At 56.5% G+C, this 14,318-nt stretch carries 18 protein-coding genes; 12 read left to right on the plus strand and 6 right to left on the minus strand.

The genetic code is table 11. The features are described from left to right. Positions 1–2 precede the first annotated feature (2 nt). Positions 3–989, minus strand: coding sequence for an arabinose-5-phosphate isomerase KdsD (gene kdsD, locus ABLV52_RS05640; RefSeq protein WP_348890134.1), 987 nt, complete (start codon positions 987–989; stop codon positions 3–5). 14 nt (positions 990–1,003) lie between these two features. Continuing rightward, positions 1,004–1,981 carry a calcium/sodium antiporter gene (locus tag ABLV52_RS05645; RefSeq protein ID WP_023291127.1) on the minus strand — a complete coding sequence of 326 codons (978 nt, stop codon included), beginning with the start codon at positions 1,979–1,981 and terminating at the stop codon, positions 1,004–1,006. A gap of 209 nt (positions 1,982–2,190) precedes the next feature. Here ABLV52_RS05645 and mlaF point away from each other — a divergent pair, with 209 nt between their 5' ends. From mlaF to murA, 7 genes are all read left to right on the plus strand, one after another. Further along, positions 2,191–3,003, plus strand: coding sequence for a phospholipid ABC transporter ATP-binding protein MlaF (mlaF, locus tag ABLV52_RS05650; RefSeq protein ID WP_004206196.1), 813 nt, complete (start codon positions 2,191–2,193; stop codon positions 3,001–3,003). 7 nt (positions 3,004–3,010) lie between these two features. After that, complete coding sequence (mlaE, locus tag ABLV52_RS05655; RefSeq protein ID WP_004150949.1) at positions 3,011–3,793, plus strand: lipid asymmetry maintenance ABC transporter permease subunit MlaE; 783 nt, start codon at positions 3,011–3,013, stop codon at positions 3,791–3,793. 4 nt (positions 3,794–3,797) lie between these two features. Further along, complete coding sequence (gene mlaD / locus ABLV52_RS05660; protein ID WP_004206195.1) at positions 3,798–4,349, plus strand: outer membrane lipid asymmetry maintenance protein MlaD; 552 nt, start codon at positions 3,798–3,800, stop codon at positions 4,347–4,349. 18 nt (positions 4,350–4,367) lie between these two features. Further along, positions 4,368–5,003, plus strand: a complete 636-nt coding sequence (gene mlaC, locus ABLV52_RS05665) for a phospholipid-binding protein MlaC (RefSeq protein WP_023291126.1) — start codon at positions 4,368–4,370, stop codon at positions 5,001–5,003. Next, a complete protein-coding gene (mlaB, locus tag ABLV52_RS05670; RefSeq protein WP_023291125.1) occupies positions 5,003–5,293 on the plus strand; it encodes a lipid asymmetry maintenance protein MlaB in 291 nt (96 codons plus the stop codon). Before mlaC ends, mlaB begins: the two co-directional genes overlap by 1 nt. Positions 5,294–5,429: 136 nt before the next feature. Further along, entirely contained in the window at positions 5,430–5,684 is a 255-nt protein-coding gene (gene ibaG / locus ABLV52_RS05675; protein WP_004144910.1) for a BolA family iron metabolism protein IbaG, read from the plus strand. A 53-nt stretch (positions 5,685–5,737) separates the two neighbouring features. Further along, entirely contained in the window at positions 5,738–6,997 is a 1,260-nt protein-coding gene (murA, locus tag ABLV52_RS05680) for a UDP-N-acetylglucosamine 1-carboxyvinyltransferase (protein ID WP_023291124.1), read from the plus strand. A 54-nt stretch (positions 6,998–7,051) separates the two neighbouring features. On the opposite strand, the gene sfsB is transcribed toward murA, so the two are convergent. Together sfsB and ispB are read right to left on the minus strand one after the other, a co-directional pair. Continuing rightward, positions 7,052–7,324 (minus strand): DNA-binding transcriptional regulator SfsB, encoded by a 273-nt coding sequence (sfsB, locus tag ABLV52_RS05685; protein ID WP_004206189.1) that lies wholly within the window; start codon positions 7,322–7,324, stop codon positions 7,052–7,054. 197 nt (positions 7,325–7,521) lie between these two features. Then, a complete protein-coding gene (ispB, locus tag ABLV52_RS05690) occupies positions 7,522–8,493 on the minus strand; it encodes an octaprenyl diphosphate synthase (protein ID WP_023291123.1) in 972 nt (323 codons plus the stop codon). Between the two features lie 260 nt (positions 8,494–8,753). Here ispB and rplU point away from each other — a divergent pair, with 260 nt between their 5' ends. The 4 genes from rplU (at position 8,754) to cgtA (ending at position 11,596) form a co-directional block, all read left to right on the plus strand. Then, positions 8,754–9,065: a 50S ribosomal protein L21 gene (gene rplU, locus ABLV52_RS05695; RefSeq protein WP_002918379.1), complete on the plus strand. Its 312-nt coding sequence runs from the start codon at positions 8,754–8,756 to the stop codon at positions 9,063–9,065. 20 nt (positions 9,066–9,085) lie between these two features. Beyond that, entirely contained in the window at positions 9,086–9,343 is a 258-nt protein-coding gene (gene rpmA, locus ABLV52_RS05700) for a 50S ribosomal protein L27 (RefSeq protein ID WP_002434222.1), read from the plus strand. Positions 9,344–9,436: 93 nt separating this feature from the next. Further along, entirely contained in the window at positions 9,437–10,402 is a 966-nt protein-coding gene (locus ABLV52_RS05705; protein WP_004206187.1) for a DMT family transporter, read from the plus strand. A gap of 15 nt (positions 10,403–10,417) precedes the next feature. Beyond that, entirely contained in the window at positions 10,418–11,596 is a 1,179-nt protein-coding gene (cgtA, locus tag ABLV52_RS05710) for an Obg family GTPase CgtA (protein ID WP_004206186.1), read from the plus strand. Positions 11,597–11,648: 52 nt separating this feature from the next. On the opposite strand, the gene dacB is transcribed toward cgtA, so the two are convergent. Further along, entirely contained in the window at positions 11,649–13,082 is a 1,434-nt protein-coding gene (dacB, locus tag ABLV52_RS05715) for a serine-type D-Ala-D-Ala carboxypeptidase (protein WP_060589659.1), read from the minus strand. 235 nt (positions 13,083–13,317) lie between these two features. On the opposite strand from dacB, the gene greA reads away from it, so the two are divergent. After that, complete coding sequence (gene greA / locus ABLV52_RS05720) at positions 13,318–13,794, plus strand: transcription elongation factor GreA (protein ID WP_002918375.1); 477 nt, start codon at positions 13,318–13,320, stop codon at positions 13,792–13,794. Positions 13,795–13,946: 152 nt separating this feature from the next. Here the strand turns inward: greA and yhbY are convergent, their stop codons facing one another. Next, positions 13,947–14,240, minus strand: a complete 294-nt coding sequence (yhbY, locus tag ABLV52_RS05725; protein ID WP_002918374.1) for a ribosome assembly RNA-binding protein YhbY — start codon at positions 14,238–14,240, stop codon at positions 13,947–13,949. Positions 14,241–14,318 lie beyond the last annotated feature (78 nt).

A 14,318-nucleotide genomic window follows, 5' to 3' on the forward strand; every position in this document is an offset into this window, starting at 1 on the left:
ACTTACACTACGCCCGCGCGCAGGAGATCGTGCATATGTACCACACCCAGCAGATGGTCGCCATCGGCAACCAGCACGCAGGTGATATGACGGGATTGCATCAGGTTTAGCGCATCCACCGCGAGGGTGCCGGGACGGATGCGGATCCCTCCCCGGGTCATGACGTCGGCAATGCTGGCATCGCGCATATCGACGCCGGTGTCGAAGACCCGGCGCAGGTCACCGTCGGTAAAGATACCGATGATGTTCATGTCGTCATCGCAGATAGCGGTCATACCTAAATTTTTACGAGTGATTTCCAGCAGCGCATCGCGCAGGGTGGCCTGCAGGCCGACGTGCGGGATCTCATCACCGGTATGCATAATATCATTGACGCGCAGCAACAGCTTACGACCGAGTGCGCCGCCCGGATGCGAGAGAGCGAAATCCTCAGCGGTAAAGCCGCGAGCCTCCAGCAGGGCGACGGCGAGGGCATCGCCCATCACCAGCGCGGCGGTGGTGCTGGAGGTGGGGGCCAGCCCTAATGGACAAGCCTCTTTCGGCACTTTCACGCACAGATGGATATCCGCCGCGCGCGCCATGCTGCTTTCAGGCCGGCTGGTGATGCAGATAAGCTTCACCTGCTGGCGTTTCAGGACCGGGATCAGCGCGAGGATTTCGTTCGATTCGCCGGAGTTCGACAGCGCAATCACCACGTCCTGCGGCGTAACCATGCCCAAATCGCCGTGCGCGGCTTCGCCAGGGTGGACAAAAAATGCCGACGTGCCGGTACTGGCGAAGGTTGCCGCCATTTTGCGGCCGATATGACCGGATTTGCCCATCCCCATCACCACGACTTTCCCGCCGCAGCGGAAAATCGTTTCGCAGGCGCAGGTGAAATCTTCATTTATATATTGATCGAGCTGGGCCAGACCTTCACGTTCAATTTCCAGCACCTGACGGCCGGCCTGTTGAAAGTCAAAATCCGTGGGCAAATCTATTTGCGACATGATGTTATCCCGAGTCATTCAACGAAGAGCGGCGCTGTCCAGAACAGCATCGCCAACCAAACCACAAAACCACCGACCAGCAGCGCGCCAACCAGTCGTCCCGGCTGCTGCCTACGGCGCCAGCACAGCACCGCGAAGATCAGGCTGACCAGCAACATCACGCCATAGTCGCGGGTAAAGGCTTCCGCCGCAAAGGCTCCCGGCGCGATCAGCGCCGGCAAACCCAGCACCAGCGCAATATTGAGGATATTCGCGCCGATGATATTGCCGATGGCAATGTCATCTTCCCCTTTGCGCGCCCCGGCGATGGCGGTGGCCAGCTCCGGCAGGCTGGTGCCTATCGCCACTACCGTCAGGCCGACGGTCAGTTCGCTGATGGCAAAATAGTTTGCCAGCACCGTGCTGTTATCCACCACCATGCGGGTGGCCATCGGCATGACGATCATCGCCACCCCTAACCACAGCAGAGCGACCGGCAGCGACCCTTCACGCGGCAGTTCCGCCAGCTGTTCGCGGGTCAGGCTATCGCTTCCCTGGCGTTCCGCCAGACGGGCGATCTTGATGGTGAACAGCAGCCATAGCAGCGCCAGCGCCAGTAAAAACAGGCCGTCGAGACGGGACAGTTGACCATCATAGAGCACCAGCCCCGCCAGCACGCTGACCAGCAACATTAGCGGTAATTCGCGGCGCAGAATATCAGAATGCACGGTAAATGGCCTGAGTAAGGCAGCCAGACCGAGGATCAGGAGAATATTGGTGATATTGGAGCCGAGCGCGGTGCCCACCGCCAGATCGGTCTGCCCATGCAGCGAGGCCGCGGTGGAAACCATGATCTCTGGCAGGCTGGTGCCAATACTCACCACCGTCATACCGATGATCAGCGGCGGGATCCCCAACATGCGACAAAGGATGGATGCGGCATAGACCAGACGATCGGCGCTGTAGACAACCAGCAATAAACCAATAATTAACAGAGCCGTCGCTAAGAGCATCTAAAGTCCTTTCTTCAGGTATAATCGTCGCCTCGCTGGGTTATCCCTACGCAGCGTAACGAATTCTTAATTTTGACTTTATGCGTGCCAAAAGTAAAACAAATGCCAGCTTTCGCTAACCTGTGCAGGTAAGATTCTGTAAAAATGTTGTGATTGTGGCGTAAGAAAGGGCGATGCTTGCCCATCAGGTGCTTAGTAAGGATGATTTTATGAGCCAAACTCAGGCGAATTTAGTTGAAGTGCGCGGTATCCGCTTTTCTCGCGGCGATCGCGTGATCTTCGACGACATCTCGCTGTCGGTGCCGCGCGGTAAAATTACTGCGATTATGGGACCTTCGGGGATCGGCAAGACTACCCTGTTACGCCTGATCGGCGGACAGATCCCGCCGGACAGGGGAGAGATCCTGTTCGATGGCGAGAACGTGCCGCAGATGACCCGTTCACGTCTGTACACGGTGCGTAAGCGGATGAGCATGCTGTTCCAGTCCGGGGCGCTGTTTACCGACCTCAATGTTTTTGACAACGTCGCCTACCCGCTGCGCGAACATACGCATCTGCCGCCTGCGCTGCTGCATACGACGGTGATGATGAAGCTGGAGGCGGTGGGGCTGCGCGGTGCGGCGAAGTTAATGCCCTCCGAGCTTTCCGGCGGCATGGCGCGCCGCGCCGCCCTGGCGAGGGCCATCGCCCTGGAGCCGGATCTCATTATGTTCGACGAACCGTTCGTCGGGCAGGATCCCATCACCATGGGCGTGCTGGTGAAGCTGATTTCTGAACTCAACAGCACGCTGGGCGTCACCTGCATCGTGGTTTCGCATGATGTGCCTGAGGTGCTGAGCATCGCGGACTATGCGTATATCGTGGCGGATAAAAAGATTGTCGCCCACGGCAGCGCCCAGTCGCTACGGGAGAATGCCGACCCTCGGGTTCGTCAGTTCATTGATGGTATTGCCGACGGTCCGGTGCCGTTCCGTTATCCGGCTGGCGACTATCACCATGATTTATTAGGCATAGGGAGTTGAGCGACTGATGCTGTTTAATGCGCTGGCCGCGCTAGGCCATCGCGGTATTAAAACCACCGCGACCTTTGGACGCGCCGGATTAATGCTGTTTAACGCCGTTGTCGGCAAACCAGAGTTTCGCAAGCACGCGCCGCTGCTGGTTCGTCAACTCTACAACGTCGGCGTTCTGTCGATGCTGATTATCATTGTATCGGGCCTGTTTATCGGTATGGTGCTCGGACTGCAGGGTTATCTGGTCTTAACCACCTACAGCGCAGAGACCAGTCTTGGCATGCTGGTGGCGCTGTCGCTGCTGCGCGAGCTGGGGCCGGTGGTCGCCGCGCTGCTGTTTGCCGGTCGCGCCGGGTCGGCGCTGACCGCCGAGATTGGCCTGATGCGGGCCACGGAACAGCTCTCCAGTATGGAGATGATGGCGGTGGATCCGCTGCGCCGCGTCATTTCTCCCCGTTTCTGGGCCGGCGTCATTTCGCTGCCGCTGCTGACGATTATCTTCGTCGCGGTGGGGATCTGGGGTGGCGCGCTGGTGGGCGTGAGCTGGAAGGGCATTGACGGTGGTTTTTTCTGGACCGCGATGCAAAATGCCGTCGACTGGCGAATGGATCTGGTGAACTGCCTGATTAAGAGCCTGGTATTCGCCATTACGGTAACCTGGATTGCGTTATTCAATGGTTATGACGCTATCCCCACTTCCGCCGGGATTAGCCGGGCGACTACGCGCACCGTGGTGCATGCGTCGCTGGCGGTTCTGGGGCTGGATTTTGTGCTGACTGCGCTGATGTTTGGGAATTGAGTTCATGCAAACGAAAAAAAATGAAATCTGGGTAGGGGTGTTCTTACTGGTGGCGCTGCTGGCGGCGCTGTTTGTCTGCCTGAAGGCTGCAAACGTCACCTCGTTACGTACCGAGCCGACTTACCGTCTTTACGCGACCTTCGATAATATCGGCGGCCTGAAAGCGCGCTCGCCGGTGCGCATCGGCGGTGTGGTTGTTGGCCGCGTGGCGGACATCACCCTCGACCCGAAAACCTATCTGCCGCGCGTGGAGCTCGATATTGATGAGCGCTACAACCATATCCCCGATACCAGTTCGCTGGCGATCCGCACCTCTGGCCTGCTGGGCGAGCAGTATCTGGCGCTGAACGTCGGTTTTGAAGACCCGGACCTCGGGACGACTATCCTTAAAGACGGCGGTACTATCCAGGACACCAAGTCCGCCATGGTGCTGGAAGATCTGATTGGTCAGTTCCTTTATAACAGCAAGGGCGGCGACAATCAGAATTCTGGCAATGATAAGGCCGAGGCAGAAGGTCATACTGACGCGACGCCGGCAGCCGGCACGACGCATTAATTTCAGGAGAAATACGATATGTTTAAACGCTTACTCATGGTCGCCATGCTGGTGATTGCCCCGCTGACCGCGGTCCAGGCGGCAGACCAGTCCAATCCGTATAAGCTGATGAATGAAGCGGCGCAGAAAACCTTCGATCGCCTGAAGAATGAACAGCCGAAGATCAAGGCCAACCCTAACTATCTGCGCGACATCGTCGACCAGGAGCTTCTGCCGTATGTGCAGGTGAAGTATGCCGGCGCGCTGGTGCTGGGCCGCTATTACAAAGAAGCCACCCCGGCGCAGCGTGAAGCCTATTTTGCCGCCTTCCGTGAATACCTGAAGCAGGCCTATGGCCAGGCGCTGGCCATGTACCACGGTCAGACCTACCAGATTGCCCCTGAACAGCCGCTGGGCAGCGCGACCATCATTCCAATCCGCGTCACCATCCTCGACCCGAATGGCCGTCCGCCGGTACGTCTCGACTTCCAGTGGCGTAAAAACACCCAGACCGGCAACTGGCAGGCCTACGATATGATCGCAGAAGGGGTCAGCATGATCACCACCAAACAAAATGAGTGGAGCGATCTGCTGCGTACCAAGGGCGTTGATGGCCTGACCGCGCAGCTGAAAGCGATCTCCGCTCAGCCGATCACCCTGGAACAGAAAAAATAATGAGCGGGCAGCTGAGCTGGACTCGTGATGGCGAGACGCTGGCGCTGCACGGAGAGCTGGATCAGGATCTGCTGGTCCCGCTCTGGGAGGCACGCGCCCAGGCGACGGCGGGGACAGCGATCATCGATCTCAGCCAGACCACGCGCGTGGACACGGCGGGCCTGGCGCTGTTAGTGCATTTTGTCGCGCTGATTCGCCGCCAGGGCCGGGAAGCGCAGCTGATCGGCAAGAGCGAAAATCTGCAAACGCTGGTCGGTCTTTACAACCTGCCTGCTGATATGATCCCATAATCTTTTCAGTGCCTTAGCGCTGAAGCTATTCCGAAAGCCCCGGCAATCTTTTCGCCGGGGCTTTTTGCTTGTTTAAGACCGCGCCACTTTCCTCTAAGATGTTGGGCTGTTTTCACTATCAGATAAATTTGAGCCCATGGAAAATCATGAAATTCAGACCGTGCTGATGAACGCACTCCCCCTCCAGGAAGTCCACGTCTCTGGCGATGGCAGCCACTTTCAGGTTATTGCTGTGGGTGAGATGTTCGATGGCATGAGTCGGGTTAAAAAGCAGCAGAGCGTCTACGCGCCGCTGATGGAATATATTGCTGACAACCGCATCCATGCGCTGTCGATCAAGGCCTTTACTCCGCAGGAGTGGGCGCGAGACCGCAAACTAAATGGCTTCTAAGCTGTGGGGGATCCCCTGCAGCGTATGTGAATTTTTAATAGAGAACAGAATCAATGGATAAATTCCGTGTTCAGGGGCCGACTCGCCTTCAGGGCGAAGTCACCATCTCCGGTGCAAAAAACGCCGCCCTGCCAATCCTCTTTTCCGCGCTGCTTGCCGAAGAGCCGGTAGAGATCCAGAACGTACCTAAGCTGAAAGACATCGATACCACCATGAAGCTGCTGAGTCAGCTGGGCGCGAAGGTAGAGCGCAATGGTTCGGTGTGGATTGACGCCGGCCCGGTCGATGTATTCTGTGCTCCGTACGATCTGGTGAAAACCATGCGCGCCTCCATCTGGGCGCTGGGCCCGCTGGTGGCGCGTTTCGGTCAGGGACAAGTCTCTCTGCCTGGCGGCTGCGCCATCGGCGCGCGTCCGGTCGATCTGCATATTAGCGGGCTGGAACAGCTGGGCGCCGAGATCAAACTGGAAGAAGGTTATGTTAAAGCCTCGGTCAATGGTCGTCTGAAAGGCGCGCATATCGTGATGGATAAAGTGAGCGTCGGCGCCACTGTCACTATCATGAGCGCAGCGACCCTCGCCGAGGGGACGACGATTATCGAAAACGCCGCTCGCGAGCCGGAGATCGTCGATACCGCGAACTTCCTTAACGCGCTGGGCGCAAAAATCAGCGGCCAGGGCACCGATCGCATCACCATCGAAGGCGTGCAGCGTCTGGGCGGCGGCGTTTACCGCGTTCTGCCGGACCGTATTGAAACCGGGACCTTCCTGGTTGCCGCAGCCATTTCCGGCGGCAAGATCCTCTGCCGTCACGCGCAACCAGATACCCTGGACGCCGTACTGGCGAAGCTGCGCGACGCCGGAGCGGACATCGAAACGGGCGAAGACTGGATCAGCCTTGATATGCACGGCAACCGTCCGAAAGCGGTTAACGTGCGTACCGCGCCGCATCCGGGCTTCCCGACCGATATGCAGGCCCAGTTCACGCTGCTCAACCTGGTCGCGGAAGGGACCGGCGTGATCACCGAAACGATCTTTGAAAACCGCTTTATGCACATTCCGGAACTGATCCGTATGGGCGCCCACGCGGAGATCGAGAGCAATACCGCGATCTGTCACGGCGTGGAGCAGCTTTCGGGCGCGCAGGTGATGGCGACCGATTTGCGTGCCTCGGCGAGCCTCGTGCTGGCAGGTTGTATCGCTGAGGGAACCACCATCGTCGATCGCATCTATCATATCGATCGTGGCTATGAGCGTATCGAAGACAAACTGCAGGCGCTGGGTGCCAATATTCAGCGCGTGAAAGGCGAGTAACCGCATCCTGTCAGGGCCCGGGCGTCTATCCCGGGTCCTTGTCGAACAATCACATCACTTGTCCATCTTCTTTTGACGCATCATCTGCGTTCTGTCGATAAACTCATGCGTTACCGGATCATGGTAGCGTGACGGCCAGATGACCCACGGCTGTGTATCCAGCGCCGTGGCGATGATTAATTCGCCTTTCGGCCAGGGGCGGGTCAGGGCGTTCGCCAGCGTTGAAGAACTCAGACCGTGCCGTCGCGACTCTGCCGCCAGCGATGTTCCCCGTTTACGTAATCCCGCAACAATATCTGCGGGATGCCAGTCGATGAACTTATCCATAAATTCTCCTGGTGATAAAGATCCTGATCGGCCCATATGGGCGACGGGGACACTATACCCGCGCACCAGGTAAGGTTCTAACAAGTTCTGTTAAAGCGCCGGAATATTCAGAATGTATCAAGGTATCCGGAAATTTACGGTAGGGAATGGGTTTTTACTGGAACTTTCCCGCGCATTGCGCGGGAAGGGGGAGGGGATTAATGATCGCGCTGAACCGCGATATGCGCCAGCCCGATCAAGGCTTCACGCCAGGGGGTGTCAGGGAGAACCTGCAGCGCGGCAATCGCTTTGTCAGCTTCTTCTTCGGCACGTTTCTGCGTCCATTCCAGCGAACCGCAGGCAGCCATCGTTTCCAGGACGGCATCCAGCAGATGGCGGCCGTTGCCCTGCTCGATTGCCCCGCGAATCATCGCCGATTGATCGGCGGTACCATGGTGCATGGCGTGCAGCAGCGGTAGCGTCGGTTTGCCTTCGTTGAGGTCGTCACCGACGTTTTTACCAAGCCGCTCTCCGTCGGAGCTGTAATCGAGTAAATCGTCGATCAGCTGGAAAGCGGTGCCGAGATAGCGGCCATAATCCTGCAACGCGCGCTCTTCTTCCGCAGTGCAGTCGGCCAGTAATCCCGCACACTGCGAGGCAGCCTCAAACAGACGCGCCGTCTTGCTGTAGATGACGCGCATGTAGTTCTCTTCCGTGATATCCGGGTCATTGACGTTCATCAGCTGCAGCACTTCGCCTTCGGCAATGACGTTCACCGCTTCCGACATGACCTCGAGGATCTTCAGCGAGCCCAACTGGGTCATCATCTGAAAGGCGCGGGTATAGATAAAATCGCCGACCAGCACGCTGGCGGCATTGCCAAACGCCGCATTTGCCGTGGCTTTGCCGCGACGCATATCAGACTCATCGACGACGTCGTCATGCAGCAGGGTGGCGGTATGAATAAATTCAATCAGCGCAGCAATGGTGACATGCGCGCTCCCCTGATAGCCCACCGCGCGGGCGGCGAGCACAGCAATCATCGGGCGAATGCGTTTGCCGCCGCCGCTGACGATGTAATAGCCTAACTGATTGATAAGCTGAACATCGGAGTTGAGTTGCTCAAGAATCGTCGCATTGACACCCGCCATATCTTGCGCGGTTAACTCATTGATTTTTTCTAAATTCATCGCAAAAGCCGGGCCAAATGTCCTGTTACCATGAATCCAGGTGGGATCACAGAAGGATTAAGACAGAATTAAAAGAAGTTATGATTGTACTGAAAAATTGCCGTAGATAAACGTTGTCGTGAAAGTTGTGTTTTTTTTCTGCATTGATCGCTAATCGCTCTTGTCAAAGGCTCGCGTTTTGCGTAATATTCGCGCCCTATTGTGAATATTTATAGCGCACTCTGAATCACACGAAGAGGTGCGCGGAAGCGGAGTTTTATATGTACGCGGTTTTCCAAAGTGGTGGTAAACAACACCGAGTAAGCGAAGGTCAGACCGTTCGCCTGGAAAAGCTGGACATCGCAACTGGCGAAGCTGTTGAGTTCGCTGAAGTGCTGATGATCGCAAACGGTGAAGAAATCAAGATCGGCGTTCCTTTCGTTGAGGGCGGCGTAATCAAAGCTGAAGTTGTTGCTCACGGTCGTGGCGAGAAAGTTAAAATCGTTAAGTTTCGTCGTCGTAAACACTATCGTAAGCAGCAGGGCCATCGTCAGTGGTTCACTGATGTGAAAATCACTGGCATCAGCGCCTAAGACCTGAGGAGTAGATTTAAATGGCACATAAAAAGGCTGGCGGCTCGACTCGTAACGGTCGCGATTCAGAAGCTAAACGTCTGGGCGTAAAACGTTTCGGCGGTGAAGCAGTTCTGGCAGGTAGCATCATCGTTCGTCAACGTGGTACCAAATTCCACGCTGGCACCAACGTTGGTTGCGGCCGTGACCACACTCTGTTCGCTTTGACTGACGGTAAAGTCAAGTTCGAAGTTAAAGGCCCGAAAAACCGTAAATTCATCAGCATCGTTGCTGAATAAGTTTTTCGCGTCCCGGTAACGGATGAAAGCCCCGCAACACGTTGCGGGGCTTTTTACATTCGTCTACCGGAAAATTTTTGCAGGGAAACAGGCATGAAGCAGCAGGCTGGGATTGGCATTATTCTGGCGCTTACCACCGCGATGTGTTGGGGAGCGTTGCCGATTGCAATGAAGCAGGTTCTTGAGGTGATGGCGCCGCCAACGGTGGTGTTTTATCGCTTCCTGATGGCCAGTATTGGTCTTGGCGCGATCCTCGCGATCAAAGGCAAACTGCCGCCGCTGCGAATTTTTCGCAAGCCGCGCTGGCTGGTCTTATTAGCGATTGCCACCGGCGGCCTGTTCGGTAACTTCATCCTGTTCAGTTCTTCCCTGCAGTATCTCAGCCCCACGGCTTCTCAGGTCATCGGCCAGCTATCGCCGGTAGGCATGATGGTGGCTAGCGTCGTGATTCTGAAAGAGCGTATGCGCGGCACCCAGGTGGTGGGCGCGTTGATGCTGCTCAGCGGGTTGGTGATGTTCTTCAACACTAGCCTGATTGAAATCTTTACCCGCCTGACAGACTACACGTGGGGGGTAATTTTCGGCGTTGCTGCCGCCACGGTGTGGGTAAGCTACGGCGTCGCGCAAAAGGTGTTATTGCGCCGTCTGGCATCACAGCAGATACTATTTTTGCTGTACACTTTATGTACGATTGCATTACTGCCGCTCGCTGAGCCTGGGGTGATATCCCGGTTAAGCAGCTGGCAACTGGCATGCCTGATTTTTTGCGGGCTGAATACCCTGGTCGGCTACGGGGCGCTGGCGGAAGCCATGGCGCGCTGGCAGGCGGCGCAGGTCAGCGCGTTAATCACTTTGACGCCACTGTTTACGCTACTGTTTTCTGATTTATTATCAATGGCCTGGCCCGATGTTTTCGCCAGACCGATGTTAAACCTGATTGGTTATCTCGGTGCGTTTGTCGTGGTTGCGGGCGCGATGTATTCCGCCATCGGTCATCGTCTTTGGGGACGTTGGCGTAAGCGAGAGGCGGTAGTACCGCTGCCCCGCTCAGGCGAATGATTTACGGAGAGTAAAATGAAGTTTGTAGATGAAGCAACGATCCTGGTCGTAGCAGGTGACGGCGGCAATGGTTGCGTAAGCTTCCGCCGCGAAAAATATATTCCGAAAGGCGGCCCGGACGGCGGCGATGGCGGTGACGGCGGCGATGTCTGGCTGGAAGCGGACGAAAACCTGAATACCCTGATCGACTACCGTTTTGAAAAATCTTTCCGCGCCGAACGCGGGCAGAATGGCCAGAGCCGCGACTGTACCGGTAAGCGTGGTAAAGACGTGACGGTAAAAGTGCCGGTCGGGACCCGGGTTATCGACCAGGGCACCGGCGAGACCATGGGCGATATGACCAAACACGGTCAGCGTCTGATGGTGGCGAAGGGCGGCTGGCACGGTCTGGGCAACACCCGTTTTAAATCATCCGTTAACCGTACGCCGCGTCAGAAGACCATGGGTACGCCGGGTGATAAGCGCGACCTGCAGCTGGAGCTGATGCTGCTGGCGGACGTCGGAATGCTGGGGATGCCGAACGCCGGTAAATCCACTTTCATCCGTGCGGTCTCCGCCGCCAAGCCGAAAGTGGCTGACTATCCGTTTACCACCCTGGTGCCAAGCCTGGGCGTGGTGCGTATGGACAATGAGAAGAGCTTTGTGGTCGCCGATATCCCGGGGCTGATTGAAGGCGCAGCGGAAGGCGCAGGCCTCGGCATCCGCTTCCTCAAGCACCTTGAGCGCTGCCGCGTATTGCTGCACCTGATCGACATCGAGCCTATCGACGGTTCCGATCCGGTTGAGAACGCGCGCATCATCATCGGCGAGCTGGAGAAATACAGCGAGAAGCTGGCCTCCAAACCGCGCTGGTTAGTCTTTAACAAGATTGACCTGATGGACAAAGCGGAAGCCGAAGCTAAAGCGAAGGCGATTGCTGAAGCGCTGGGTTGGGAAGAGAAATTCTACCTGATCTCCGCCGCCAGCCAGCAGGGCGTAAAAGATCTGTGCTGGGACGTGATGACCTTCATCATCGAAAACCCCATCGTGCAGGCGGAAGAAGAGCAGAAGCCGGAGAAAGTCGAGTTTATGTGGGACGACTATCACCGTCAGCAGCTTGAAGAGGCCGAAGCCGAAGTGGAAGATGACGAAGACTGGGATGACGACTGGGACGAAGACGACGAAGAAGGCGTTGAATTCATCTACAAACGTTAATCCTGACTTCTCTGGATCAAAAAGGGCCGCATCTGATGCGGCCCTTTTGTTTTTAGTTGTTCTGGTACAAATCTTTATAAAGCCGGCTTTCAAAGCGCACCAACGGTATGCGGCGGTTACGCTGATCGGCTGGTTCCACGGCGTAGCCGGAGAGGTATTGAACGAAGGCCACCTTTTGCCCGCTGGCGGTAGTGATGAAGCCCGCAAGGTTATAAACCCCCTGCAGCGACCCGGTTTTCGCCGAGACTTTGCCATCGACGCCCGCCTGATGGAGGCCGGCGCGATACTGCAGCGAGCCGTCATGGCCCGCCAGCGGCAGCATAGAGATGAAGTTGAGCTCGGTGTCGTGCTGGGCGATATACTGCAACACCTGCATCATGGTCGCCGGGGCGATCAGGTTGTGGCGCGACAGGCCAGAGCCGTCGGCGATGATGGTGTTGCCGAGATCAACCCCAGCCTGTTGACGCAGGATCTGACGTACGGCATCGGATCCTGCCCGCCAGGTCCCTGGTACGCCGAACCGGGCATGACCGATGGTACGAAAAACGGTATCCGCAATCATGTTGTCGGATTTTTTCAGCATGATCCGCAGCAGATCGTGCAGCGGCGCCGACTGGGTGGTGGCTAATACCGTGCCGGGCTCATTGGCCAACGTCTGACGCAGCAGCGTGCCGCTATAGGCGATCCCCGCCTGCTTCAGCTCCGCTTTAAGGATCGCCCCGGCGTAGCTGGCGGCATCCTGTATCGCGAAGGCCAGCGGCAGCGGTTCGCTACGCTGCGGCAGGCAGCCGGTGAGGGTATAGCGATTGAGGTCGCCCGGCACCACGTCCAGTTCGCAATACTGGGCTTCCGATGAGCCACGCGCCAGGGTGCGAACCTGACTGAACATGGTGACCGGATAATAGGAGGCGACGCGAATGAAGGCGAGATCGCCCGGCTTCTGCGCGCTATACAGCGAGACCGAGAAGCAGTTGCGGTCGACAATCGCCGCCGCAGGTGGAGCGCTGAAGCATTGCGTCAGGTCGTTCCACGGCCACCCCGGCGCTTTATCATGGCTGGCGAAGACCGAGGTATCGATAAGCACATTGCCGTCGATACGCTGCACGCCAGCTTTTTTCAGCGTCGCCACCATGTTGCGAATATCCTGCCGCTTCAGCGTCGGGTCGCCGCCGAAGCGGGCGATCAGATCGCCTTTCAGCACGCCGCCGTCCAGTGAGCCTTTGGTTTCCAGCGTGGTGGTGAAACGAAAATCGGGACCCAGCTGCAGCAGGGCCGCCAGCGCGGTGATGACCTTTTGCGTACTGGCCGGAAGCGCCATTTGCTGGCTGTGATAGTCGATTTCCGGCGTCGATGCGCCGACCTTTTGCGCCATAAAGGCAAGGTTCGCACCGGCGGGAAGCTGGGTGATGTACTCGTCAATATTCGCCGCCTGAGCGCTAAGCGCTATACCGGCAGTCAATCCGATGATAAATCTGGGAAATCGCATAATCTCGCGCTAACAACCTGAAGCCAGGCCGTCATACTACGGTGCAACGCCCAGTAAAGTAAACGATGACCCATAATGAACTTCGGGGTAAAATACCTATCAAATGAAAAATTGCTGCTGACCTGGGGAGTGTTTCCCGGGTCGGTTTCTTTTTGCTCGTGTCCTGCCCGTGGACAGGACAGGTGGCGGAGCGGAGCTATCCGTTTCCTGAAGGAATGATAAAGAGGTATAACTAATGCAAGCGATTCCGATGACCTTACGTGGCGCTGAAAAACTGCGCGAAGAACTGGATTATCTGAAGTCTGTGCGTCGTCCTGAAATCATTGCCGCTATTGCTGAGGCCCGTGAACACGGCGATCTGAAAGAGAATGCCGAGTATCACGCCGCGCGTGAACAGCAGGGCTTCTGCGAAGGGCGTATCAAGGATATCGAAGCGAAGCTGTCCAATGCGCAGGTTATCGATATCACCAAAATGCCGAACAATGGCCGGGTGATTTTTGGCTCTACTGTCAGCGTGCTGAACCTCGATACTGACGAGGAACAGACCTACCGTATCGTGGGCGATGACGAAGCTGATTTTAAGCAGAATCTGATCTCCGTGAACTCGCCGATTGCCCGTGGTCTGATCGGTAAAGAGCAGGATGACGTCGTGACTATCCGTACACCGGGTGGGGAAGTGGAATACGAAATTACCAAGGTTGAATACCTGTAAGGCGTATTTCCCGCTACGATGTTTATAGATTGTAAAGAAAGGAAAAAGGCCGCATAGCGGCCTTTTATCAACGTCACGAGCATGGCATTTTGCTCGCCTGGCCACAGAAATCCCTCGTTTTACACAAAGTTGTGTCGGGATTGAGGATATTCTTAGCGTGGCAGCGAGATTTTACGCTCTGGCGTTGGGCGGTACAGAACCAGCGTTTTACCGATGACCTGTACGTTACAGGCGCCGGTTTCGCGCACGATGGCTTCCACGATCAAGGCTTTAGTTTCGCGATCTTCTGAGGCGATCTTCACCTTGATGAGTTCATGGTGCCCTAACGCTTGTTCGATCTCGGCCAGTACCCCTTCGGTCAAACCATTGTTGCCAAGCATAACTACCGGCTTGAGCGGATGTGCCAGACCTTTCAGGTGCTGTTTTTGTTTAGTACTCAGATTCATCGTATTTTTTTGCTTACGTTGGGATTGAAAACGGGTCATTCTACCGCCATCTCCCATATATCGCCAAACTACCGCGTC

This window comes from Klebsiella sp. GB_Kp056 (genome assembly GCF_040064755.1).
GTDB lineage: Bacteria > Pseudomonadota > Gammaproteobacteria > Enterobacterales > Enterobacteriaceae > Klebsiella > Klebsiella quasipneumoniae.